Origin of the sequence: Collinsella sp. CLA-SR-H006, assembly GCF_040097075.1 — a bacterium.
Lineage (GTDB): Bacteria > Actinomycetota > Coriobacteriia > Coriobacteriales > Coriobacteriaceae > Collinsella.
Genome location: NZ_JBBNPD010000010.1, coordinates 67,417 through 91,319 on the forward strand (window position 1 = coordinate 67,417; position 23,903 = coordinate 91,319).

General features: G+C 57.6%; 23 protein-coding genes and 1 tRNA gene. 16 read left to right on the forward strand and 8 right to left on the reverse strand.

The window, feature by feature from the left end; genetic code table 11:
- The first annotated feature begins 77 nt into the window (after positions 1 to 77).
- Positions 78 to 1,163 (forward strand): hypothetical protein, encoded by a 1,086-nt coding sequence (locus tag AAA069_RS06955; protein WP_349127937.1) that lies wholly within the window; start codon positions 78 to 80, stop codon positions 1,161 to 1,163.
- A 114-nt stretch (positions 1,164 to 1,277) separates the two neighbouring features.
- On the opposite strand, the gene AAA069_RS06960 is transcribed toward AAA069_RS06955, so the two are convergent.
- On the reverse strand, positions 1,278 to 1,493 hold the full coding sequence (locus AAA069_RS06960) for a helix-turn-helix transcriptional regulator (RefSeq protein ID WP_254179377.1): 216 nt from the start codon (positions 1,491 to 1,493) through the stop codon (positions 1,278 to 1,280).
- Positions 1,494 to 1,526: 33 nt separating this feature from the next.
- The gene (locus AAA069_RS06965; protein WP_217108222.1) at positions 1,527 to 2,165 is read right to left on the reverse strand and encodes a DUF2975 domain-containing protein; all 639 of its coding nucleotides are present in this window, start codon (positions 2,163 to 2,165) and stop codon (positions 1,527 to 1,529) included.
- Between the two features lie 702 nt (positions 2,166 to 2,867).
- On the opposite strand from AAA069_RS06965, the gene AAA069_RS06970 reads away from it, so the two are divergent.
- The 8 genes from AAA069_RS06970 (at position 2,868) to nagA (ending at position 9,558) form a co-directional block, all read left to right on the forward strand.
- Positions 2,868 to 3,311, forward strand: coding sequence for a PTS sugar transporter subunit IIA (locus AAA069_RS06970; RefSeq protein ID WP_195621885.1), 444 nt, complete (start codon positions 2,868 to 2,870; stop codon positions 3,309 to 3,311).
- Positions 3,311 to 3,592, forward strand: coding sequence for a preprotein translocase subunit YajC (gene yajC, locus AAA069_RS06975; RefSeq protein ID WP_022094612.1), 282 nt, complete (start codon positions 3,311 to 3,313; stop codon positions 3,590 to 3,592). The genes AAA069_RS06970 and yajC overlap by 1 nt, the downstream gene beginning before the upstream one ends.
- Positions 3,593 to 3,628: 36 nt before the next feature.
- Positions 3,629 to 4,111 carry a PTS N-acetylgalactosamine transporter subunit IIB gene (gene agaV / locus AAA069_RS06980; protein ID WP_022094611.1) on the forward strand — a complete coding sequence of 161 codons (483 nt, stop codon included), beginning with the start codon at positions 3,629 to 3,631 and terminating at the stop codon, positions 4,109 to 4,111.
- Between the two features lie 90 nt (positions 4,112 to 4,201).
- Positions 4,202 to 5,002 (forward strand): PTS sugar transporter subunit IIC, encoded by an 801-nt coding sequence (locus AAA069_RS06985; RefSeq protein WP_022094610.1) that lies wholly within the window; start codon positions 4,202 to 4,204, stop codon positions 5,000 to 5,002.
- The gene (locus AAA069_RS06990) at positions 4,992 to 6,074 is read left to right on the forward strand and encodes a PTS system mannose/fructose/sorbose family transporter subunit IID (RefSeq protein WP_138374505.1); all 1,083 of its coding nucleotides are present in this window, start codon (positions 4,992 to 4,994) and stop codon (positions 6,072 to 6,074) included. Before AAA069_RS06985 ends, AAA069_RS06990 begins: the two co-directional genes overlap by 11 nt.
- 184 nt (positions 6,075 to 6,258) lie before the next feature.
- Positions 6,259 to 6,990 (forward strand): GntR family transcriptional regulator, encoded by a 732-nt coding sequence (locus tag AAA069_RS06995; protein WP_117806791.1) that lies wholly within the window; start codon positions 6,259 to 6,261, stop codon positions 6,988 to 6,990.
- Positions 6,991 to 7,104: 114 nt separating this feature from the next.
- Positions 7,105 to 8,271 carry an SIS domain-containing protein gene (locus tag AAA069_RS07000; RefSeq protein ID WP_316365479.1) on the forward strand — a complete coding sequence of 389 codons (1,167 nt, stop codon included), beginning with the start codon at positions 7,105 to 7,107 and terminating at the stop codon, positions 8,269 to 8,271.
- 117 nt (positions 8,272 to 8,388) lie between these two features.
- Positions 8,389 to 9,558: an N-acetylglucosamine-6-phosphate deacetylase gene (gene nagA, locus AAA069_RS07005; RefSeq protein WP_022094606.1), complete on the forward strand. Its 1,170-nt coding sequence runs from the start codon at positions 8,389 to 8,391 to the stop codon at positions 9,556 to 9,558.
- 75 nt (positions 9,559 to 9,633) lie between these two features.
- On the opposite strand, the gene AAA069_RS07010 is transcribed toward nagA, so the two are convergent.
- Complete coding sequence (locus tag AAA069_RS07010; RefSeq protein WP_233543636.1) at positions 9,634 to 10,218, reverse strand: flavodoxin domain-containing protein; 585 nt, start codon at positions 10,216 to 10,218, stop codon at positions 9,634 to 9,636.
- Positions 10,219 to 10,375: 157 nt separating this feature from the next.
- Here AAA069_RS07010 and AAA069_RS07015 point away from each other — a divergent pair, with 157 nt between their 5' ends.
- The 3 genes from AAA069_RS07015 to AAA069_RS07025 all read left to right on the forward strand — a co-directional run bounded on the left by AAA069_RS07015 (position 10,376) and on the right by AAA069_RS07025 (position 12,923).
- Positions 10,376 to 11,257, forward strand: coding sequence for an aldose 1-epimerase family protein (locus tag AAA069_RS07015; RefSeq protein WP_349127938.1), 882 nt, complete (start codon positions 10,376 to 10,378; stop codon positions 11,255 to 11,257).
- 59 nt (positions 11,258 to 11,316) lie between these two features.
- Positions 11,317 to 12,252, forward strand: a complete 936-nt coding sequence (locus AAA069_RS07020; protein ID WP_035137670.1) for a hexose kinase — start codon at positions 11,317 to 11,319, stop codon at positions 12,250 to 12,252.
- A gap of 197 nt (positions 12,253 to 12,449) precedes the next feature.
- Complete coding sequence (locus AAA069_RS07025; protein ID WP_349127939.1) at positions 12,450 to 12,923, forward strand: YhcH/YjgK/YiaL family protein; 474 nt, start codon at positions 12,450 to 12,452, stop codon at positions 12,921 to 12,923.
- A 209-nt stretch (positions 12,924 to 13,132) separates the two neighbouring features.
- Here AAA069_RS07025 and AAA069_RS07030 read toward each other — a convergent pair.
- A tRNA-Thr gene (locus AAA069_RS07030) sits at positions 13,133 to 13,208 on the reverse strand.
- Between the two features lie 157 nt (positions 13,209 to 13,365).
- Here AAA069_RS07030 and AAA069_RS07035 point away from each other — a divergent pair.
- Positions 13,366 to 13,845, forward strand: coding sequence for a PTS sugar transporter subunit IIB (locus AAA069_RS07035; protein ID WP_349127940.1), 480 nt, complete (start codon positions 13,366 to 13,368; stop codon positions 13,843 to 13,845).
- A gap of 84 nt (positions 13,846 to 13,929) precedes the next feature.
- On the opposite strand, the gene AAA069_RS07040 is transcribed toward AAA069_RS07035, so the two are convergent.
- Positions 13,930 to 14,982, reverse strand: a complete 1,053-nt coding sequence (locus AAA069_RS07040) for an aldose epimerase family protein (RefSeq protein ID WP_349127941.1) — start codon at positions 14,980 to 14,982, stop codon at positions 13,930 to 13,932.
- Positions 14,983 to 15,187: 205 nt separating this feature from the next.
- Between AAA069_RS07040 and AAA069_RS07045 the strand changes: the two genes are divergently transcribed.
- Positions 15,188 to 15,952, forward strand: coding sequence for a DeoR/GlpR family DNA-binding transcription regulator (locus AAA069_RS07045; RefSeq protein ID WP_349127942.1), 765 nt, complete (start codon positions 15,188 to 15,190; stop codon positions 15,950 to 15,952).
- A gap of 107 nt (positions 15,953 to 16,059) precedes the next feature.
- Here the strand turns inward: AAA069_RS07045 and AAA069_RS07050 are convergent, their stop codons facing one another.
- The 3 genes from AAA069_RS07050 to AAA069_RS07060 all read right to left on the reverse strand — a co-directional run bounded on the left by AAA069_RS07050 (position 16,060) and on the right by AAA069_RS07060 (position 20,856).
- Positions 16,060 to 17,292: a Fic family protein gene (locus tag AAA069_RS07050; protein ID WP_349127943.1), complete on the reverse strand. Its 1,233-nt coding sequence runs from the start codon at positions 17,290 to 17,292 to the stop codon at positions 16,060 to 16,062.
- 288 nt (positions 17,293 to 17,580) lie between these two features.
- Positions 17,581 to 19,002, reverse strand: a complete 1,422-nt coding sequence (gene lacG, locus AAA069_RS07055) for a 6-phospho-beta-galactosidase (RefSeq protein WP_349127944.1) — start codon at positions 19,000 to 19,002, stop codon at positions 17,581 to 17,583.
- Between the two features lie 75 nt (positions 19,003 to 19,077).
- Entirely contained in the window at positions 19,078 to 20,856 is a 1,779-nt protein-coding gene (locus AAA069_RS07060; protein ID WP_349127945.1) for a PTS lactose transporter subunit IIBC, read from the reverse strand.
- 285 nt (positions 20,857 to 21,141) lie between these two features.
- Here AAA069_RS07060 and AAA069_RS07065 point away from each other — a divergent pair, with 285 nt between their 5' ends.
- Entirely contained in the window at positions 21,142 to 22,143 is a 1,002-nt protein-coding gene (locus AAA069_RS07065; protein WP_349127946.1) for a LacI family DNA-binding transcriptional regulator, read from the forward strand.
- Between the two features lie 511 nt (positions 22,144 to 22,654).
- Positions 22,655 to 23,773 carry an IS1249 family transposase gene (locus tag AAA069_RS07070; protein WP_349127947.1) on the forward strand — a complete coding sequence of 373 codons (1,119 nt, stop codon included), beginning with the start codon at positions 22,655 to 22,657 and terminating at the stop codon, positions 23,771 to 23,773.
- Positions 23,774 to 23,903: the final 130 nt, after the last annotated feature.

Sequence of the window (23,903 nt, forward strand, 5' to 3'; positions counted from 1 at the left end):
CCTGAGAATCAATACGCCCGGCGCTCTGTCGGGCGTATTCTATTGCGGACTATGTTTTCTAACAAGGAGTAACTGATATGGGTTTGATTCAAAAGAAGGACGAGAAGGACGAGATCGACGGCATCCAGATCATCGAGCGCGGCGAAGGCCCCGACGGTGATGAGGACGAGAAGATCGACCTGGTCGCCGGCGCGTCTGCCGAACATATTGCCGCCGGCACGTCCGCCGAGGAGGAGGACGCTCGCCTGGAGGCAAAGATCGCCGCGGATGCAGCTGACGAGAACCTCATGCCCGAGGAACAGGACGAGGACAACGACTCCGACGTGGACGACCACGCTTGCAAGCACAAGAAGACGATGATTGCCGCCTTTGTGGTCGCCGTCGTGATTGCTGCCGTGGTCGGCTTCTTTATCGGCAACGGTGGTTTTGGCGGCAAAGGCGTCGGCTCGGCGACCCTCACCGAGGACCAGCTCGATTCGACCGTGGCAAGCTATAGCTACAACGGCAAGAAGAGCGACATCACCGCGCGTGAGGCCATCGAGAGCCAGTACAGCCTCGACACCGTCAAGGACGATGACGGCAACTACACCGCTCCGTCTGCCGACGTTATCCTGTCCTACGTGCGCAACCAGATTCTGCTGGACGCTGCCGAGGACGAGGGCATTACCGTCTCTTCCAAGGAAATGAAGCAGTACGCCGAGGATTCCATCGGCACCTCCGACTACAAGACCATGGCCACGCAGTATGGCGTGTCCAAGGATCAGGCCAAGCAGATCGTCCGCCAGTCCGCGACGCTGCAGAAGCTCTACAAGAAGAAGGTTGGCGATAGCTCCGCAAGCATGCCGACCGCCCCGACCGAGCCTGCTGACGGCAACGAGGAGACCGCGAGCAAGGACTACGCCGACTACATCATCAACCTTGCCGGCGACGAGTGGGATAGCGAGAAGGGCACTTGGAAGGACGCCGATAGCACCTATGCCAAGGCCTTCGCTGACGATGCCTTTACGGCCGATAGCGCTACCTACAAGCAGGCCATGACCGCCTACTACACTGCTTATCAGCAGTACTCCTCGCAGGCTTCGAGCGCCAGCTCCAAGTGGACCGAGTATGCTAACGGCCTCTACGCCAAGGCCAACATCAGCATCTACGGCCTGTTTGCGTAAAGAGTTGCACGGCTCATCGAGCATCTAGCCGATAGACAGCAAGTAGCCCGCCAGTACGGAAGTCGTTCTGGCGGGCTATTTGCGTTGAGAGCGTGATCGGCAGTTTAATTATGGCTATTCATCTTTAAGCCCAAAAAGGCTATCGGCTTCATCGTCGGATATATATTCCAGTACATCGCCCGGTTGGCAGTCGAGTGCCCGGCATATCGCGTCAAGAGTTGAAAAACGTATGGCAGAAACCTTGCCCGTCTTAATGCGTGACATATTGACCTGGGAGATGCCCACACGTTCCGCAAGCTCTTTGGATGAAATCTTGCGTTCGGCGAGCATGCGGTCAAGCCGCAGAATAATCATGGATTCCCCCTAGAGCAACTCGTCATCTTGTTTTTGCAGGATATACCCGTAGCGGAAGATGCTGGCAATCAGGCAAATAATCAGGCCTGCAAAGAGCATGGAGGGCTCGAATAACTGGCCGACGAACGCATCCGTAAAGCTGCCGCCAAATCCTGAGAGTATCATTCCCGTGATTACGGCGCCAAGAAGCCTCACGGCAACGCCGCCGATAAGGAATAAATGTCCTACTCGACGAAGTGTCTGGTTACATTCAAGGTCAAAGGGCCTGCCTTCCTTTTCAATGTTGAGGAAAAGCCTGCGCACGCTTATCGCGATGGTAAGCGCGAGACATGTCATCAAGAGACTCCCTATGGCAGTGTGACCATCGTGTGCGACGAGCATAAGTGGGGCCTGCGCATCGGTGCCGACGATGGCAAGGCACGGCCCTTCGCCGGCTTGAAGTTCTACGGATTGGAGACACGACCCTTGGGAGAGGCCAGGCAATATGAGTAGAAGGTCAATCGCAATGACTGCGAGGAGTCCCAGAGCGAGCGCGGTGGTAATGCAGATCGTGGCCCATTTGCAGATGCGAGCGAGCTTCCTCAGTTTGGCTATCGTCTGTTCGCGGCTGATGGTTTCATTCGATATAGATGCGTTTCGATGGACCATAACCCCTCCAATCGGCGTTTGGGATGATACTTGTATCATATCAGAATTAACGATAAACGATAAATAATTACGGATATTGAGTATGTAATGATTGAAAACGATTAGCGTGAGCTATTAGCTCATTTTGGATGCCGGAGTTTGGCGCGTGGGGGATAAGGACAAATGCCAAAATTTCCTGTGATCGCACAAGCGCTCCATCGCGTTTCCCTAATTCATCTGGGAAAACAACTGCAAACGATTGCAAGTGACCGGTGAACGGTCGAAAACTACCGTTCACCGATAATCTCAAAACTGGTTCTAACTGGTATTAAGTCAAAAAGACCAATTCACATATCTTCACAATGACCTGCAATTTTTCTACACGCTATTTTTAGCCGCCCTGCGTTGTTTAGACACAGGAAAAGATCCGATTTTTTGCCAAAGCATTTCGAAATGGTTTCAAAACCGCAGGTAAAAGTGTTAACGACCGGTAAACGGTCGATTTATCACCGTGAGCGGTGCAAAAACGTTTTACCGTATGAATCAACGAAAGCGACCTCTTCTGGGGTGATATAGTGACAACAACACGTCACGTGGTTACTACCAGTTTAGAAACCACTGGTCTTCAAAGAACGCTTTCTAAGAAGCTTTAAGGGCGAGTGCCCGCTGGCTTCCGAAAATCATCGGACTCAGATCGTACACACCTTCGGAAGGGAAATTTGAATGGTTGGCTTTATTCTTACCGGTCATGGACAGTTCGCACCCGGCCTTGCAAGCGCTATCGCTATGGTTGCGGGCGACCAGCCTGCTTTTACCGTCGTTCCTTTTGAGGGCGACCAGGCCGCATCCTACGGTGAGGATCTCCGCGCCGCTATTACCGCCATGCGCGAGGAGTGCGATGGCGTGCTTGTCTTTACCGACCTGCTTGGCGGCACCCCGTTCAACCAGTCGATGATGATTGCCCAGGATGTCGACAACGTCGAGGTTCTGACTGGCACCAACCTTCCCATGGTTATTGAGCTTCTGTTCCTCCGCGGCAATGCCACGCTCGCCGAGCTTGGCGAGCAGGCCGTGACCGTTGGCCAGACGGGCGTCACCGCCCAGACGGTCGCATCCGTTGCCGACTCCGAGGAAGAGGATATCTTCGGCGACGAGGACGGCATCTAATGGCCGATTTCGGAGCCAACGTCCTGAGCTCCTCGGTCGCCCTTTTAGGCCTGCTTGTCATCATGGGCTTGATTTACACCATCTGGTCGCAAATCAACATGAAGAAGAAGCAGAAGTACTTCAAGGAGCTGCACACCGAGCTCAAGCCGGGTCAGGAGGTTCTTTTCGCCGGCGGTATCTACGGAACCGTCAAAGGCATCGAAGGCGAGAAGGTCCAGATCAAAGTCCGATCCGGAGCCGTCGTAGATGTTTCGCGTTACGCGATTCAGGAGATCAAGTAACTGTCGTCAGCAAATATCGAAAGGAAGCTGATCAACATGGCAGAACCCAACATTCTTCTTACCCGCATCGATAACCGACTGGTTCATGGTCAGGTTGCCACCCAGTGGAACTCCACTCTGGGCTCCAACCTCATTCTCGTCGCCAACGACGACGTGGCGTCCAACACCATGCGCCAGAACCTCATGAAGATGGCCGCTCCCGCCGGCGTCGCTACGCGTTTCTTCTCCCTGCAGAAGACCATCGACGTCATTGGCAAGGCGAGCCCGCGCCAGAAGATCTTCATCGTGGCCGAAACACCGGAAGACGTGCTTACGCTCGTCAAGGGCGGTGTGCCTATAAAGAAGGTAAACATCGGCAACATGCACATGTCGGAAGGAAAGCGCCAAGTCGCCACCTCCGTCGCAGTTAACGACGAGGATGTCGCTGCGTTTAAAGAGCTGCAGGAATTGGGGGTGGAGTTGGAGATCAGGCGCGTTCCGAGCACGCCTGTTGAGGACACGAGCAAGCTCTTCTCGTAATCCTCGTGATCCACGTTGTCAGGAGTGAAACCCTGACGTTCTGTACGTGATATCCAAAGTGCGTACATTCATTTTGAAAGGAGGAGCAAGATGGAATACTCGATCATCCAGATCGCTCTGGTCTTCGTTGTTACGTTCATCGCGGCAATCGACCAGTTTGATTTCCTCGAGTCTCTCTATCAGCCCATCGTCACCGGCGCCGTCATCGGTCTTATCCTTGGCGACCTCAACACCGGTCTTCTCGTGGGTGGTACCTATCAGCTCATGACGATCGGCAACATGCCGATCGGAGGCGCTCAGCCGCCTAACGCCGTCATCGGCGGCATCATGGCAGCCATTCTCGCTATCGCCACGGGCCTCGAGCCCAACGCGGCAGTCGGCCTCGCCATTCCGTTCGCTCTGCTTGGCCAGCTTGGCGTTACCCTGGTCTTCACGCTTATGTCCCCGCTTATGTCCACGGCCGATAACATGGCTCACAACGCGGACACCAAGGGCATCGAGCGCCTGAACTACTTCGCCATGGCTCTGCTCGGCCTGATCTTCGCTGTCGTCGTCACCCTGTTCTTCATCGCTGGCGCTACCATCGGTCAGACCATCGCTTCCGCCATCCCGACTTGGCTGCAGACCGGTCTGTCCGCTGCAGGCGGCATGATGCGCTTCGTCGGCTTCGCCGTCCTGCTCAAGGTTATGATGAACCGCGATATGTGGGGCTTCTTCCTCATGGGCTTTGGCCTCGCGCTCATCACCGTTGCCAACGATTCGCTGGCAACCCCTGCTCTGCTCATCCTCGCTCTCATCGGCTTCGGCATCGCTTTCTGGGACTTCCAGCAGCAGACCGAGCTGAAGGGTGCAGCTGTTTCTGACGGAGGTGACTTCGAAGATGGCATCTAATGAGTATGTGATCCCGGAGCACTACGAGGATCTCACTCCTGCTCCGCAGCTCGACCAGAAGACCCTCAACAAGATGGCTTGGCGCTCCTGCTTCCTGCAGGCCTCGTTCAACTACGAGCGTATGCAGGCCGCTGGCTGGCTCTACTCCATCATCCCCGGTCTGGAGAAGATCCACACCAACAAGAACGACCTCGCGGCTTCCATGAGCCACAACCTGGAGTTCTTCAACACCCACCCGTTCCTCGTCACCTTTGTTATGGGCATCGTGCTTTCGCTCGAGCAGAACAAGGTTGACATCCCCACGATCCGCGCCGTCCGCGTCGCCGCAATGGGCCCGCTCGGTGGTATCGGTGACGCCCTGTTCTGGCTGACGCTCGTGCCTATCACGGCCGGCATCACCTCCAACATGGCCATCAACGGCAACGCCGCTGCGCCGATCATCTTCCTGGTGATCTTCAACGCCGTCCAGTTCGCTCTGCGCTTCTGGCTCATGAACTGGTCCTACAAGCTTGGCACCAGCGCTATTGACGCTCTGACCGCCAACATGCAGGCCTTCACGCGTGCCGCTTCCATCATGGGCGTCTTCGTCGTCGGTTGCCTGGTCGTCACCATGGGTGGCACCCAGATCAACCTCCAGATCCCCAACGGCACCACCCGTGGCCTCTCCGCTACTACCGTGATCGTCTCCGAGAAGGAGGCCGAGAACTTCACCGGTATGGAGGGCATCGATACCGAGACCGCTGAGGCCGGTACCATCGCCATGACCGATAAGGACGGCAACGCCCTTACCGCTTCCGATGCCGACGGCAACGCTGTCGAGTGCGGCGTCACCGATCTGGGCAACGGCATGGAGTCCGTGACCTACGGCACCGTTACCGAGGATCCGGTCAACTTCTCTGTTGCCGACACCCTCAACACCATCGTCCCGAAGCTCGTCCCGCTTATGCTTACGCTGCTGCTTTACTACATGTTCGCTAAGCACAGCTGGACCCCGACCAAGGGCATTCTCCTGCTCTTCGTCCTTGGCATCCTGGGCGCTGGCCCGCTTGGTCTCTGGCCGAGCATCTGGTAAGGCTCTAGCTTGAGGGGTGTGTCCCTACGCGGCTCACACCCCGACCCCTTAAGCCATGTGTATGTTAAAAGCCGCGCGCTCTTTCGAGCACGCGGCTTTTGTTTTCTTGATGATTCGGTGTTGCAGACTGATAATGCTTAACACCCTAGGTAGTTAGCCGAATTCGAGCAAAAGGGAGGATAGGATGGCGATCGGAGCGCGTAAGCAACCGCTGTACGATCAGCTGGTCGATATTCTGACCGAAAAGATCGACCATGAATATCGCGCCGGTGACATGATTCCTTCCGAGCGCGAACTTTCGGAGCGCTATGGTCTCTCGCGCACTACGGTACGCCTGGCTCTGCAGGAACTGGAGCGTTTAGGACTGGTGGTTCGGCAGCACGGTCGCGGTACCTTTGTGACCGACCGTTCGGCAAAAGCAACCAATCTTATGCAGTCCTACAGCTTTACCGAGCAGATGCGCGCGATGGGTCGCGACCCCGAGACCACGATTCTCGAGTTTTGCGAGATGGAGGCCGATAAGAATCTGGCCGAGCATATGGGATTGCGTATCGGTGATCGCATTTTTAAGCTTAAGCGCCTTCGTTCTGCCGATAACATGCCCATGATGGTCGAACGCAGCTATCTACCGGTTCGTCAATTTCTGTCCCTAAAGCGACCACTGCTGGAGCGTAAGCCGCTTTACGATGTGATTGAGCAAGACTTTCAGCAAAAGATTCGCGTGGCCGAAGAGGAGTTCTATGCGAGCATAGCCCGTCCCACCGACGCCCACCTTTTGGGAATTGTCGAGGGCTCGCCTGTGCTCGATTTGGTCAGGACTACGTATAACGAGTCAAACGAGGTTGTGGAGTATACACTCTCGGTTGCTCGTGCCGATCAGTTTAAATACAAGGTTTACCACCAGCGTAGCAACTAGTGTCCGCATCGTTTCCATATGATGATTCTTTGCATTTAACTGGTTACTACCAGATAACCAACCGAAGTGTATAATTGCACGTCAGAGGATTACTTCTAGAAAGAGGTATTAGAAATGTTCGAGAAGAGTGTCGAGGAGCTCACCGAGCTCGGCGCCCAGATCACCACGGCCGAGATTGCTCAGCAGCCCGAGCTTTGGCGTGATACGCTCAACATCTATCGCGAGAACAAGGAGGCCATCGAGGCCTTCCTGGCCGAGGCTCGCGCTATGGGCGAGGGTCGTCTGTCCGTTGTCTTCACCGGTGCCGGTACGTCCGACTACGTTGGCGATACCTGCGCCCCGTACCTGCGTCACGCTGGCAACACTGATCTCTACGACTTTAAGCCCATCGCCACGACCGACATCGTGAGCGCTCCGCGCGACTTCCTGCGCGCCGAGGATCCCACGCTCGTGGTTTCCTTTGCCCGCTCTGGCAACAGCCCCGAGAGCCTTGCCGCCGTTGCCGTTGCTAAGGAGCTCGTCCACAACGTCAAGTTCCTCAACATCACCTGCGCTCCCGAGGGCAAGCTCGCCGTCGAGTCTGCCGATGATCCCAATGCGCTGACGCTGCTCATTCCGCGCGCCAACGACAAGGGCTTCGCCATGACCGGTTCTTATTCCTGCATGACCCTGCTCTCCACCCTTATTTTCGACACTGCCTCTGACGAGCAGAAGGCCGAGTGGGTCGAGACCATCGCCAAGATGGGCGAGGAGGTTATCGCTCGCGAGTCCGAGGTCGCCGATTACCTCGCTGGCGACTTCAACCGCGTGACCTACCTGGGCTCCGGCTCCTTTGGCGGCCTTGCTCAGGAGAGCCAGCTTAAGATTCTCGAGCTTGCTCACGGCCTGGTTGCCACTTCTTACGACACTTCCATGGGCTATCGTCACGGACCCAAGTCCTTCGTCGACGATAAGACGCTCGTCTTCGTGTTCGTCAACAACGACGCCTACACCCGTCAGTACGACATCGACATCCTCAACGAGATCGGTGGCGACAAGATCGCTCAGCACACCGTCGCCGTTCAGCAGGAAGGTGCCACCGTCTATGAGGGTGAGTCCTTCACCTTTAAGGGCTACGAGGCACTTCCCGAGGGTTACCTTGCTCTGCCGTTCGTGATGTTTGCCCAGGCTATCAGCCTGCTCAACTCCGTGCGCGTGGGCAACACGCCCGATACGCCGAGCCCCACCGGCACGGTCAACCGCGTTGTTAAGGGCGTGACGATTCACCCCTTCACCGCTTAATCGCGTCCCCCTGTAAGGGCGCCCGTCCGCTCATAACGGCGGGCGGGCGCTTTTTGTTTTACGTGTGCTGGGTATAAGCATCACCACAGTCAACTGCTTTAGAAGCAAGGAGTGCATATGAGCACGTACGCAATTAAGGCTGACAAGTTCTTCTTGCCGGCAGGCCCGCAACTGGGCGGCTATCTTATGGTCGAGGATGGCGTCTTTGGCGCCTGGCAGGCCGACGAGCCCTCTTGCGAGATTAAGGACTACACGGGATCGTGGATCGCGCCGGGTATGGTCGATACTCACATCCATGGCTTCTACAACCACTCAACTACCGATAACGATCCCGAGGGCATCGATATTAGCTCGACCGAGCTCGCCCGTCGCGGTACCACCAGCTGGCTGCCCACGACGTTCACCGATGGCGTCGAGCAGATCAAGGACGCCTGCGCCGCCATCGCCCAGGCGGACGAGGGTCGTGGTCCCGACTTCTGCGGTGCTCGCATTCAGGGCATCTACCTGGAGGGCCCCTTCTTTACCATGAAGCACGTGGGCGCGCAGAACCCCGCTTACCTGATCGATCCCTCCGAGGAGGTCTTCGATCAGTGGCAGGAGGCTGCGGGTGGTCGCATCGTTAAGAGCGCCATGGCGGCCGAGCGCGACGGTGCCGCTGCTTATGCGGCTGCTCTGAATGCCAAGGGAGTGGTGACCAGCATCGGTCACTCCGACGCCACCTACGATGAGTGCATCGCCGCCATCAACGCCGGCGCCAGCTGCTTTACGCATACCTATAACGGCCAGCGCGGGCTGCATCACCGTGAGCCCGGTGTCGTGGGTGCTGCCATGTCCACGCCCGAGACCTACGCCGAGATCATCTGTGACGGCAAGCACGTAAACCCTGCCGCCATCAAGGCGCTGCTGCAGGCAAAGGGCTGGCAGCACACGGTGCTCATCACCGACTGTCTGGGTTGCGGCGGCATGCCCGAGGGCAGCTACACCAGTGGCGGCATGGACGTCATCATGAAGGACAACCTGTGCTGGCTCGCCGACGGCAAGAGCATTGCCGGCTCGGTGCTCACGCTTGCCCAGGGCGTCAAGAACATCGTCGACTGGGGCATCGCCAGCGCCGATATCGCCATTCGCATGGCAACCGAGGTGCCGGCACGCTCCGCGCACATCGAGGATAAGTGCGGCAGCATCATGCCTGGTCGCGACGCCGACTTTGTCGTGTTCGACCATGAGCTCACCCTCGTCGAGACGTATGTTGGCGGCCAGAGCGTCGGCAACGCCTTTACTGAGTAACGATAGAAAAAGACGGCGGGCCCGAATCTGCTCGGACCCGCCGTATGGGTTAAACGCTCAAAAGCACCTTCACAGTTACAGCTTGTTAGCAATCTTCTTTGCCGTGCGCTTAACGCCGGCCACCAGGCCTCCTGCAGGATGCTCCTTCTCGTATGCTAGGCGCTTCTCGCGCTTGGCGTACTCTTCGACGATGATGTCGCCATACTCGTCTTCGATCTTGTCGAAGAAGTCGACGGCGCCCTTAATTTCCTCAGCGGTTGGGTGCCCCTTTTGGACACCGCCGGCGAGTTTGAACGGCCCCCACGTATCAAAGCCGGGGCAGCCGTAGACACCCATAAAGATGGCCTGCCTCATGCGGCAGATGCCATCGATATCCTTGCCGTACCACTTGTTTTTGCCACCGTAGGTCATAAGGCCAAACACCTTGTCCTGCGGCTGCAGCACGTTCGTGAGCACTCGTGCCATGTCCTTGTCGATCTCGGAGTAATAGATGCCCGTGGCGACACCAATCAGATGATATTCGTGCAGGTTGGGATACTCGTTTTTACCGAGTGCCTTGACGTCGAGGGTATCGATCTCGGGGTGTGCCTCGACGATGGCGTCCACGAGCTTTTTCGTATTGCCGTGATGGCGCGAGGCGTAGAGGATGATGGTTCGCATAAGAAGGCCTTTCAGCTGTAATTGAATCAATGTCTGTATGGTACCCCCGTTACATGGCTGGGATACCGTACGCATCGATGAACGTGCGGGTTTGTCCTTTGGTCAGGGCCGAGACGGGTACATGCGAGCAAAAAGCAGTTGTTCGAAAGGATGGGCAATGGAATACGCTCTCTCCAACGATTCGATTTCTATTAAGGTGTCCACGGCTGGTGGTTCGTTTACCTCGATCGAGGCCGGAGGTCGCGAGTATTTGTGGCAGGGCGATCCCGCCGTGTGGTCCGGCCAGGCACCGATTTGCTTCCCGATTTGCGGAGGCTTGCGCGATAACAACGCCATGACGTTTGCCGGGCATCATGTAAAGCTCGCTCGCCATGGGTTTGCGCGCAAACAGGAGTGGAAGCTGCTGAGCCAGAGCGAGAATGAGCTGGCGATGTGCCTGGCTTCGGAGGATAACGCCGCGCTGCTGAGCGATTATCCGTATCCGTTTAAGCTTGTCGCCCGCTATACGCTCGAGGACGCTGCCGTGCGCGTTTCCTACGAGGTCACCAACGAGGGCACCGAGGACATGCCGTTCTTTATTGGCGGTCATCCCGGCTTTAGGTGTCCGCTCGATGAGGGCGAGGCCTATACGGACTACGAGCTGTGCTTTGAGAAGGACGAGGCTGCTGAGCTTTGCACTGCCGTCCCCTCGACTGGCTTGATTGACGTGACCAATCGCTCCAAGAACCCCATGGTGGGAAAGACGCTGCCTCTGTCACATGAGCTCTTCGATTTTGCGGAGACCATCTTTGACGTGCTCGAGAGCCGCCAGGTCACGCTTTCCAAAAAGGGGGAGGACAAGGGCGTCCGCCTGAGCTTTGAGGGCTTCCCGTATCTCATTGTGTGGAGTAAGCCCGAGGGCGATTTTGTGGCAGTTGAACCCTGGGGCGGCCTTTCGACCTGCTCCGATGAGGACGACGTGCTTGAGCACAAGCGCGGCTGCCTTATCGCCAAGCCCAAAGAAACCATCGTGCGCTCGTTCACGATCGAGATTCTGTAGTCGCATGTAGCCAATTCGTTTTGCAAGGCATAAGGAGCCTGCGAGATAAGGAGCTAGAAATGATCCTCACCGTTACGATGAACCCGTCCGTCGATACGCGCTATCAGCTCGATGAGCTCGTCATCGACGACGTCAACCGTGTGACGCCCGAAAAGACCGCCGGCGGCAAGGGCCTTAACGTAGCCCGCGTCCTTGGTCAGCTGGGCGACGACGTTGTGGCAACCGGCCTGCTTGGTGGTCATATGGGTGCCTATATGGCCGAGCTCATGGATGCCAATGGCATTAAGAATGATTTTGTGCCCATCAAGGGCGAGACTCGTATTTGCCTCAACATCCTCCACGCCGGCAACCAGACCGAGCTGCTCGAGAGCGGCCCGACGATTGCCCCCGAGGAGCTCGATGCCTTTACCGCCAAGTTTACCGAGCTTGCGGGCAAGGCCGACGTCGTCACCATTTCGGGTTCTCTGCCCCGCGGTGTCGAGGCAGACTACTATGCCAAGATCACGGGCATTGCCGAGAACGCCGGCGCCAAGGTGCTGCTCGATACCTCGGGTGCTTCGCTCGAGGCCGCCCTTAAGTCCGAAATTAAGCCCGAGCTGGTCAAGCCTAACCTGACCGAGATCAACGGCCTTCTGGGCACGAGCTTTACCACCGACGATGTGGACGAGCTCCGCGCCGCGCTCGCCTCTGATGCCCGCTTCTCCGATATCCCCTGGGTCGTCGTGTCCATGGGCGCTGCCGGCTCCGTTGGCTTCCACAATGGCCGTGCGTTTCGCGCAAAGACGCCCGATATCCCTGCCGTTAACGCAACGGGCTCTGGTGACTCCACTATCGCAGGCTTCGCGCATGCCATCGCTGCTGGCGCAGACGACGAGACGGTGCTGCGTACCGCCAACACTTGCGGCAAGCTCAACGCCATGGATCCTATGACCGGCCATCTGGTCATGGACCGTTGGGACGAGGTCTACAACGGCGTTGTCGTGACCGAGCTGTAAGAGCTTGGGCATCGGCCTCGGCATCGCTTGCTAGCTCATGTCAACGACAAGTACGGTAGCATTATGCCGGGGCGCGACGCCGATTTTGTCGTGTTCAATCCCGACCTTACCCTGGTCGAGACGTATGCGGGCGGCAACAGCGTCGGTAACGCGTTTGCCGAGTAGCCGCCAAAGAAGCGATCCGAGAGGGGATTTAGATGATTTACGGTGCACTGGGCGATATCGAGGAGTACCGCGGAATGCTCAAGGGCCTCGACGTGCTGATCGACTGGCTCGAGGAGAACGACCCGGCGGAGCTCGAGGTCGGCGGCCATCCGATTCTGGGCGACAAGGTCTATGCGAACGTCATGGCTCCCACGACGCGTCCCGAGGCCGAGGCCCACTACGAGACGCATCAGCGCTATCACGACCTGCAGATCGACATTGAGGGTCGCGAGGCCTTTAAGGTTGCCACGGGCAGCCTGACGCTGGTCCAGGAGTTTGACGAGAAGGACGACTACGATCTGGTCGATTCCGACGCTTCGATCGCCGGCGATCTTGCTGACGATAAGTTTGCGCTGTTCGTTGCCGGCGAGCCTCATATGCCCACGCTCGAGTTCCCGGGCGATGGCGCGCAGCCGGTCAAGAAGATCTGCTTTAAGCTGCTTGCAGATGCTTACTGGGAGGAGTAGCACGCTGCTCGGCTGAGCTGCTCGTCTGATGGCGTGATTCCCCTAGGGATATCACGCTAGGACCCCGCCAAACGTGTTTCCCTAGGGGAATCACGTTTGGCGGGGTTTTCTGTTTTTGAGTAGGAAGCGATCGACGTGGCGATGCGTGGATTGGCGCGCGCCCATAATCGACAACAAAAAAGCCGCCCAAAGGCGGCTATCTTGTGCAATGGAGCCAGCGACCGGGCTCGAACCGGTGACCCCCGCTTTACGAGAGCGGTGCTCTACCAACTGAGCTACGCTGGCGGCCATATGATGACGCAACTGAGGCGTCAACGGCTGTCTATGATACGGGACATCGCACATCCGCGCAAGTGATCTGACGGCTTTTCTCACTTTAAATGCACTAATATTGGAGACGCGATGTCTTGCTCTTACGGGTCTCAAACAGAATGGGGTGGCGATGGCTCAACCCAAGATTCTTCTCACACGCATCGACGACCGGTTTATTTGCGGGCAAGACATTGAGCTGTGGAACGAGGCGACTGGTTCCAACCTTGTCCTAATCGTCAACGATGAGATCGCGGCGGATTCGCGCCAATGGGCACCCATGAGGGTGGCGGCGCCAGAAGGCGTTTGGACACGGTTTTTCTCGGTGCAAAGGACCATCGATATCGTTCATACCGCAACGCCGCGTCAATGGATTCTGGTCATGGTGGCCTCACCCGCAGATGCGCTCGCGCTGGTTAAGGGTGGTGTGCCAATAACCAAGATCAGCATTGGCCATATGCAGACAGGGGAGGGCAAGCACCCCATAACGCCCGCAGTCGCCGTAGACGGCGCAGATGTCGCCTCCCTCAAAGAGCTGCAAAAGCTCGGCATAGAACTAGAAATTCGCTACCTCCCCAGCTCCAATCCCGACCCCATCCAACTAGTCATTTAAGAACGTCCCCAATGACTAGGTAGCAAAGCGCCCGTCGGCGGTGGTGCCGGCGGGCGTTGCTGTGCAATATGTCGCGTTGTGGGCCTAGTGCCTCATAAAGTGGTATTCGATCACATTGCTGTATGGGTGACCCGGGCCCACAATGCCCTGCGGGAACAGCGGCTGGTGCGGCGTGTCGGGGTACATCTCTGCCTCGAGGGCAAAGCCGGCGCCCCAGCTATAGTTGGCATCGTCCTTGGCGTGCTCGTCGCCCAGCCAATTGCCAGTGTAGAGCTGCACGCCCGGGGCGGTGGTGTAGTAGTCCAGCTCGCGGCCGGTCCACATCTCCTCGACATGCAGGGCGCGGCGCAGGTTGCGACCGTATTGATAGTCATCGATGCACAGGCAGTGGTCGTAGCCGCGTGCCTGCTTAATCTGCGGATCGTCGGCCCCCATGCCAGGCGCGACGGGGCGCAGCTCACGGAAGTCAAACGGCGTGCCCTCGACCGGAGCAATCTCGCCGGTGGGGATGTCCTGCTCGTTGATGGGCAGGTAGTGGGCAGCGTTAGCAACAAAGAAGTGCTCACAGTCCATTCCGGCGTTATGGCCGGCAAGGTTAAAGTACGTGTGGTTGGTCATGGACACGTACGTGGCGCGGTCGCTCTCGCAGCCGTATTCGATACGGAAGTGGCCGGTGCGCGTCACGGTAAACACAGCCGTAAAGGTGCGGTTGCCGGGAAGGCCCAGCTCACCGTCCTCAAGCGAGGTGGTCATGCGCACGGCATTGTGGACCTCGTCGAGCTTAACGTCCCATACGCGCTTGTGCAGACCATGCTCAAGATCGCTGTGCAGGTTGTTGGTGCCCTCGTTGGCGGGCATATGCCAGTCCGTGCCGGCGATGGTGATCGTGGCACCTGCAGTGCGGTTGGCCACAGGTCCGATGGTCGCACCAAAGCAGGCGGGGTTGTCAAAGTAATCCTCGAGCTTATCGAAGCCCAGCACCACATCGCGCACGTTGCCGGGGATGTCGGGCACGTCGATGCCCAACACGGTGGCGCCATAGTCCATAATGCGAACGCAGATCTCGGGCCCGTTGAGGGTGTAACGATGAACGGGGGTACCGCACGGCGCGGTGCCGAAAAGCTCGGAAGTGATCATTTGGTTCCTAACATCGAGGTATTTCCGACAAACTCTAGCGCGAACAGGCGAGATTATCACTACACCCCACTAAAGCAGGGGGTATTTTTCTCAAAAAAGTGATGATTGAGCTGTACGGGCGTTCATTTTTGACACGCACGGGTCTGATACAATTTGTTCGTTACTGTTTGAATGATATGCACGCATAGAACGGCGAGGATTCATCGTGATTAAGGCAGAGCGACAGGATAGGGTTCGTCAGCTGCTCGAGGAGCAGGGCACGGTCTCGGTCAAGGAGATTTCGGATGCACTGGGTGTCTCGGATATGACGATCCGCCGCGATCTCGAGGAGCTTGCGAGCCTGGGCGAGATCGAGCGCGTGCACGGTGGAGCCCGCAGTGCGCAGGGCCGTCCACATGCTATGTTGCGCCATGAGTATTCGCACAGCGAAAAGCGCACCAAGCATGCCGAGGAAAAGTTGCAGATCGCGCGCCGCGCCGTGGAGCTCATCGAGGAGGGCTCGACCATTTTTTTGGGTACGGGCACCACGGTTGAGCAGATGGCCTCGATGCTGCCGGCATTTCGTCTGCGCATCGTGACCAATTCGCTTTCGGTGTTTAACCTGCTCGAGGCGCGCGAGGACTGCGACCTGTGCCTAGTGGGCGGCATGTACCGTCGCCGTACCGCCGCTTTTGTGGGACCAACGGCCGAGGATACCCTGCGTGCGCTGGGTATCGACGCGGCGTTTATCGGCGCCAACGGCATTCTGGATGGCGACGTGTCTACGTCTAATATGGATGAGGGTCGTATCCAGCAGCTCGCCTTTAGCAAGGCCGACTCGCGCTATCTGATCGCCGACTCCAGTAAGATCGGCAAGCGCGACTTCTACACCTTCTGCCGCCTGGACAGTTTGGACGCCGTGGTGTGCGAGCCGGGTATTGCCGCCGAGGATCGCGCCGCCATCGAGGAGCACACGCGGGTCATCTGCTAGCTATCGCTGCAGGTGATACTTCTGCCCCCTGCCGGCGCGGGGGTTCCGCTTTACAATGACGCGTAAATAACTTTGGGCAACAAGGATGAGGCTATTCTGGGATATGACTAGACTCCGTATTTCGTCTTTATGTCCCTTGAGAATGAATCGTAGTCTTCATAGAGCCCCTCTCTGCTTTCATCCTCGGCGTGGTTTACACGTTCAAGGAGCTTATCCTTTGGAGCCTCTTTTGTTATTGCGGCCTCGCTATCGGGTAATGTGGATTGCAAGAATAGTTCTAGAGCATGGACGTCTTTGAGTATGTAGCCCGTCGAACGACCCGCTCCTGTTTTTTCGATTGCGCTGCAACTAACAAGCTGACCGAGGGTTCGTTTAACGGTAACCTCGCTGATATCGGGGCAGTTGGATCGGATGTCGGATTTCTTAATGACGCCGGGTCTCTGTTGAAATAGAACAGCGATGCGCGCTTGCTTCGACATGGGACGAGTGCTTGATTCAATTAAGGTACGCTGCTCGAGCTGTCGGTAGGCGGCCAGGGTTGTTCCGAGCATGAAACGGATAAAGGGTACTTCGGTGTTTTGATTTTCATTCCATCCAGTGGAGCTTGCAGCGAGGGCGTTGTAGTAGAGCGCCTTGTTGTCTTCAATAAGTCGTTCGATGCTGATGTAACGCGCAACGTCGTATCCAGTCTTTTCGAGTAGCAGCGTTGTAAGGAGCCGGCTCATCCTGCCATTGCCATCGTTGAAGGGATGAATGCTGACAAAATCGAAGATGAAGCGGAATGATATAAGGAGGGGGTCGCAAACTTGACGAGATAAGGCGTCGTTGAGGGACCGACAGGCTTCTTCGATAAGTCCGGGGGTTGCTAGGGCCGAAGGCGGCCTAAAGCGCACAAATCGATTGCCTTGATTGTCGATGGAGATGATTTCGTTATCGCTATCTTTCCAATGGCCCCCATACGAGATTGCCGTGTGCGCCATGAGGTCACGATGCAACTGCAAAATGACCGATGGCGTTACGGGAATGGAATCGTGTTGCTCGTGAATAAGCGACAGCACATCTCGGTATCCAGCGATTTCTTCCTCTGCGCGGGAGCTTGGCTTGGCGGAATACGCCATGATTGCTTTGAGTCTTTTTTGGGTGGTAACAATTCCTTCAAGTCCGTTGGAGGATTGGGTGCTTTGGATCTTAGCTTCCTCCATAAGTGACGATAGAAGTTCGGGTTTAACTTGACTCAGAGCAAGCTGTCGGCCTTTATGCTCGCGTATCGAGAGGAGGAGGTTGGTGATTGGAGTTGCCTCGAGTTCCGCTGGGACTGTGGTGTAATCGAACTGGCGCATGCGGCTCCTTTCGATATCACGAACATACTTTCGATATCATAATACCATTAAATGACACCGAAAGTATGTTCGTGATACCGAAAACTAGAAACCATGCTTCATAACTGCTTGGAAAGTTTGGATTTGACTATCTTATTGTCTTGATCTGTAACAGCTAGGGCCGAAATACTTGGCTAGATGTTACAGATCGAGACAAACGGCCCGCACGGGCTCACCAAAAACAAAAAAGGCCGCATACGAACCCGTGGAGGGATTCGTATGCGGCCGACAGGGGGTATGCGGCAAAAGTTAGGCCATGAGCAGGCCGGTCTCCGCGACGTTCTTGTACCAGTACGCGCTCGCCTTGGGATAGCGCTTCTGGGTCTCAAAGTCGATGTAGAACAGGCCGTAGCGCTTGTTATAGCCGTTGGTCCAGGAGAACTGATCCTGCAACGACCACACAAAGTAACCGTCGACGTTCACGCCGCCGTCGATTGCCTTGAGGATCCATGCGAGATGCTGACGCATGTAGTCGATGCGAGGGGCGTCGTCGATAAAGCCATCCTCGAAGTCGTCCTTATAGCCCATGCCGTTCTCGGTGATGTAGATCTTCTTGTAGTTGGGGTAATCGTTCTTAATGCGCAGCAGCAGGTCGTAGAGGCCCTCGGGATAGATGATCCAGTCCCAATCGGTGGTGGGTACGCCTTCGCGCACGCATGACTCGCCCACGCCCTTGAGGAACCAGCGCGAGGAGCCCTTGTCGCCGGTGCCATTGTGGTTGATGTCGTTTTCGCCCTCGGCGGCACGCAGGAACTGGCACTTGTAGGTGTTGACGCCCAAGCAATCGTTGTAGGGGAGCGCGGCGGTCAGCGCGGCGATGTCCTCGTCGCGGACGTCGAGCTCGCCGCCGGCGATATGGGCCAGCTTGGTCGCAGCCTCCATGGTGTCGGCTGCATAGTGGCCGCGGAAGGTGGCGTCGAGTACCCAGCGGTTGTTGATGACGTCGGCCATGCGAGCTGCCTCGCAGTCGGCGGCGTTGTTGGGATCGAGGGGATACTTGGGCTCCAGGTTCTGGACAATGCCGATCTCGCCCTCAAAGCCGCCCTCATGGAAGGTAACGACAGCCTTGGCGTGGGCCACCATCATGTTGTGCATGAGCTGGAAGGCCTTGTCCAGGCGATACTTCTCGCCGTGCGGCCAGTTGCCGACGATAAAGCTGCCCTCGGCGGTCGCGGGAATCTCATTAAAGGTGAACCAGTGCTTGACCTCGGTGAACTCGGCAAAGCAGAACTTGGCGTACTCGACAAAGGCGTCGATCGTTGTGCGCGTCAGGAAGCCCTCGCCGCCGTTCTGGTAAAAGGCCTCGGGCGTATCAAAGTGATCGAGCGTGACATAGGGGATAACGCCGGCTTTATTGCAGGTGGCAAAAAGCTCGTGATAGAAGGCGACACCCTCGGGGTTAATCTCGCCGGTGCCACTGGGGAAGATACGGCTCCAAGCGATGGAGACACGGATACCGTTGATGCCGAAGCGCTGGCACAGGTCGATATCGACCGGGTACTTGTTGTAGAAATCGCTTGCGGGGTCGGGGGAGAAGCGACCCTGAGCAGCCAGGAAATCGTCCCAGGGCACTTTGCCCTTGCCGTGCGTACGGGTCTCGCCCTCAACCTGGTAAGCAGCGGTGGCGCCGCCAAACACAAAGCCGTCGGGGAACTGCATGGGGTTGGTCATGAGTCATCCTTTCTGTGGGATACGAATAGGGAGAGGTGCCCGAACTGGGGATCCGGGCACCAACAGAGGGAGGAACTAGTCGAGGTTCTCGCGGAGCCACTTGATGGCGCCAGCGGGGTCGCGGGTGAGGTCGATATATTCCTTACCGCGGGGAGCGAGCAGCTTAATGCCCAGACGATCGGTGTCGGCCTTCATGTCGTTGTAGTAGCTACGAACCTGCGGGGCGAGCACGATGACGTCGTACTGATCCATGATGGCAGTGTGCTGGCCATAGGCGCCTGCGGAGGAAGCGATGTTCTCTCCGGTCTGCGCAGCACCTTCCTTGATGGCGTTGGCAAGCATGGCAGAGGTGCCGGCGCCGGCGCACAGGACGAGGACCTTCAGACCGTCGACATCCTTCTTAGCGGATGCGTCGGCTGCGGGCTCGGGCTGATCGGCGACAGGCTCGCTGTCGGCGGCGGCGACGGTCGGCTCGACGGAAGCGGTGGCCTGCTCGACAGTGGGCGCAGAGGCGTTGGCGGCGATGGTGGCAGCACCATCGGACTCGAGACCCAGCTCGGCGGCGCGCTCGGCCTCCTGGTCGCAGAGCAGCTTATCGTATGCCTTCAAGAACGGTAGGTAGATGATGGCGTCCAGCAAGATGATGATCGCGACAAATACCAGGGCGATAAGCTGGAAGTTTGTAGTGATGAAGATGCCGATGGGGGCAGGGGTAGCCCAAGGCACCACGAAGGAGAAGCCGTTCATGCCCACATTGTCGATAAAGAACTTGGCAACACTTACGTTGACGCAGCCGGCGGCAACAAAGGGGATGAGCATGTAGGGGTTGAGGATCATGGGCGCGCCAAAGAGCAGCGGTTCGTTGACGGCGAAGGCGACAGGAACAATCGAGGCCTTACCGACGGCTTTGAGCTGCTTGGACTTCATAAAGAGAATCAGCAGAAGCGGCACGATGAAGGTGGCGCCGGTGCCGCCGAACTCACCCACGAGCGACATGTTAAAGGTGAGGGAGTGGGCGGGGTGACCACCGGCCAGCAGAACCTGCAGGTTCTCGGCCTGGTTGGCAAGACGGATGGGGTCTATGCCCGGCTGGACGATCGAGGGACCGTGGACGCCGATGAACCAGAAGAACGCGGTGGCTGCCTGAATAAGGATGAGTCCGGGGTAGGTCTCTGCTGCAGTGAAGAGCGGGGAGAGCAGCTTGATGAGCAGCTCGGAGAACGGAACGCCCATGAGGTTGCGCACGACAACATCGATGATGCCGCAAATGATGACAGCGCCACCGAAGGGGATGATGTCGCGGAAGTTCTGAGCGATGGCGCCCGGGACCTCCTTGGGCAGCTTAATGGTCAGATCGCGCGAGACGCAGAATTTGTAGACCCACACGGTAATGAACGCGGCGATATAGGCGGAGAACAGACCGCGCGTGCCCATGCTGGTGCAATCGAAGACCGAAAGCTCGGAGCCGTTGAACTTGGTGGTGAACTGCGTAACAGCGAGCAGCAGCATGCTGCACTGGGCGGCAACCATGGTGGAGCCGTCGTTGAGCACCTTGCCGGCGGGCATGCGACGGTTCATGGATGCCGTGAAGTTCTTGGCAGTGGTACCGGCGACCATGATGCCCATGACGCCCATGGTGAAGTTGTACAACTTGTTGCACCAGTCGATGAGCGGCTGGGGCAGCGTGATGCCAACTACGCCAGGAAGGGTGGCGATCAACAGAAAGATCGAAGAGGTGAGGACGATGGGCATGCACCCAAGGAATCCGTCCTTAATAGCCTGGAGGTAGATGTTCCTCGAGATCTTCTCAAAGAACGGCTGATGCTTTTCGAGCATCTTTACGATGGCGTCCATAAAGCTCCTTTGCTACTTGATGCGCGATGCATGTGGATGGAACTGGTCGTCGATGGATGGTCAGGACTGCCCGGAAACCTTCCTGCTTAAGGAAGGCATTGCGAAATGACAACGTTGTCATTTCGTTAATGACAACGTAAGACATTTTTGGAAGAGCAACAAGGATATACGGGTGAGCGGTCGATATTGTCCGGTAAACGGTTGATTTGTCAGTCAGGCAGGTAGTGTATGCTAGAACGCAAAAAAACAAGCGATGCAAGACCGACTGGAGAAGTAGTGGCAACGATGGACAAGAAAAATGTCTCAATGAATGATGTGGCAGTTGCCGCGGGTGTTTCTCTCAAGACGGTTTCGCGTGTGATCAACGAGCCCGGTAGCGTGCGAGAGTCGACACGCGATAAGGTCCATTCCGCAATGGAAGCGCTCGGGTTTCGAACCAACTTTGCCGCGCGTTCGCTCAAGTTGGGCCGTTACGGGTGCATCGGCGTGGTGCTGTTCCACTTGTCGGGCGGTGCCGTGGACATGATTGACGGTATCGCAGATGCCGCCGAAGAACGCGGCTTTGCGCTCACGATGATCAAAAAGCGGGCGGGGGAGAAGATGACCCTTGCCGAAGCGGCGCGTAGGATGTCGCAGCTGCCTGTTGATGGCATGATCTTCAACCTGCGTCAGATGGTCGATGACTTTGATACTTTTGAGGCACCGAAAGACCTCAAGACGGTGATTATCACGCCGATGGAGCATCCTGCCTGCTCTACCGTTAGTGACGATCAAGAGGGTGGTGCGCGCATGGCGTGCGAGTACTTCTTAAATCGTGGGCACAAGAACGTATACTTCGTCTCTGGTAAGAAAGAGGCGCTGTCGAGCCAGTGTCGTATGAAAGGTTGGCGTGCGGCACTCGAGGCGCGTGGCATTGAGCCGCCCGAGCCTCTGCAAGGCGATTGGAATGCGGATAGTGGCTATGCCGCGGGCCTTGTGCTTGCCGATAAGCCCGATTGCACGGCGGTCCTCGCTGCTAACGACTGCATGGCAAACGGCGTGATGATGGCTCTACGTGACAAGGGTCTGAGTGTGCCCGATGATGTGTCCGTGATCGGCTTCGACGATGAGCTCTATAAGACGATTCCCAACTCGATTCTGACGTCGGTGAAGTTTCGCCACCGCGAGCTGGGTGTCCGTGCGCTTAACGAGGTCGTCGCAGGTCTGGAAGCCCCGAGCTCCAGAAGCCGTACGCTTGTCTCGGGTGTGCTGGTCGAGCGTTCCAGCGTGAGGGATCTGCGGGCGTAGACGTGCTCGGCCTGCTCGTCTAAATCTGTAACAGGTGGGACCCGAAAACTCGACTAGGTGTTATAGATTGAGATTTTGTCTACCCAGCCATCATCTTTGTCTCGATCTGTAACAGTTAGGAGTGAAATGACCAGCCAGGTGTTACAGATCTAGATTGATTGGATTGACCCATCTGTTTGTCTCGATCTGTAACATCTAAGCGGTCAAAAGCGGTCTACATGTTACAGATTGAGATTTTTGGCTTGGCCTGTGCGTTCACCTCGATCTGTAACAGCTGGGACCCAAAAACTCGGCTAGATGTTACAGATTAAGATGAACAGGAGGAGGCTTATAGGACAAAATGTGTGTCCACGTTGGGGGCATCGGCGCAGGTCGATGCCCCTTTTTCAGCCGTTTAAATTCCGTGCCCGCTTTTAACCGCTCGGACAGAATGTGTGTCCGGTTGCCTATCGTTCCCGCAGGTAGATAACCTTTTCCGGAACCGTTAAATACCCTTTCGGAAGAGGTGCCCATGAAGGCCGTTTATTGCCCCTACTGCGGCGGTCGGACCAAGCGCAACGGCAGGACTTCATCGGGGTCCCAGCGGTGGAGGTGCACGGCCTGCGGCGCGTCGACGACGGTGAGGTACGACGACACGGCGGCAAGGCTGGACGGGTTCCTCGGGTGGCTCCTCTCCAAGGACTCCCAGGCGGCGATGCCGGGCGGCGGACGGTCCTTCAGGCGCAGGACGGCCGAGTTCTGGGAGGTCTGGCCGATGCCCGTCCCCGACGGCGAGCTGCACCGCGTGCTCTACGTCGACGGGATCTGGGTCGCGCGCGACCTCGTGGTGCTCATATGCTGCAGCGGCGAGAGGGTGGTCTCCTGGTACATGGCGAGGTCGGAGAACTCGAGGGCGTGGTCGGCCCTCATGGCGCCGATCCCGGCGCCCGAGGTGGTCGTCACCGACGGCGGGAGCGGGTTCGCCAAGGCCGTGCGCGAGACCTGGCCGCGCACCAGGGTCCAGAGGTGCACCTTCCACGCCTTCTCGCAGGTCAAGCGCTACACGACGACGCGGCCGAAGCTCCAGGCGGGGCGCGAGCCCTACCTCATCGCGCGCGACCTCATGGGCATCGAGACGCTGCACCAGGCCGAGCTCTGGGTCGAGCGCTACCTCGACTGGTGCGGGTTCTGGGCCGACTTCCTGGAGGACAGGACCGTGGTGGACGGCAGGAGGGTCTACACCCATGAGAGGCTGAGGCGGGCGCGCTCGTCGCTGTCGTCGCTGGTGTCGGCGGGGACGCTGTTCACCTACCTCGACCCCGCCCTGGCCAAGGCCGGCCCGCTGCCGTCGACCGACAACATGATCGAGGGAGGGGTGAACTCGCAGCTGAGGGCCGTCCTGCGCAACCACCGGGGGCTGACGTCGGTCAAGCGCGTGAAGGCGGTGTTCTGGTGGTGCCACGCGCACTCGGGGGACGCGAGGACTGCGCGCGAGAAGCTCGCCGCGATGCCGACCGACGCGGACATCGACTTCCTGTTCAGCGTCTACTCCGCCTCGCCGTCGCGCGAGGACGGAGGGCCGGAGTGGGGCGACAGGGCCGTGTGGGAGGACCTCCACCACAGGGACCCGTACCCGTTCTGGCTGGATTAATGGATGGAAACGGATGTTCTATCGGGACACACATTTTGTCCTATAAGCCCAGGAGGACGGGTGCGGTCTAAACAAAATGGCCCGCGCATCACGCATCGATGCACGGGCCATTTTTTTCTGCGAGCGGCAG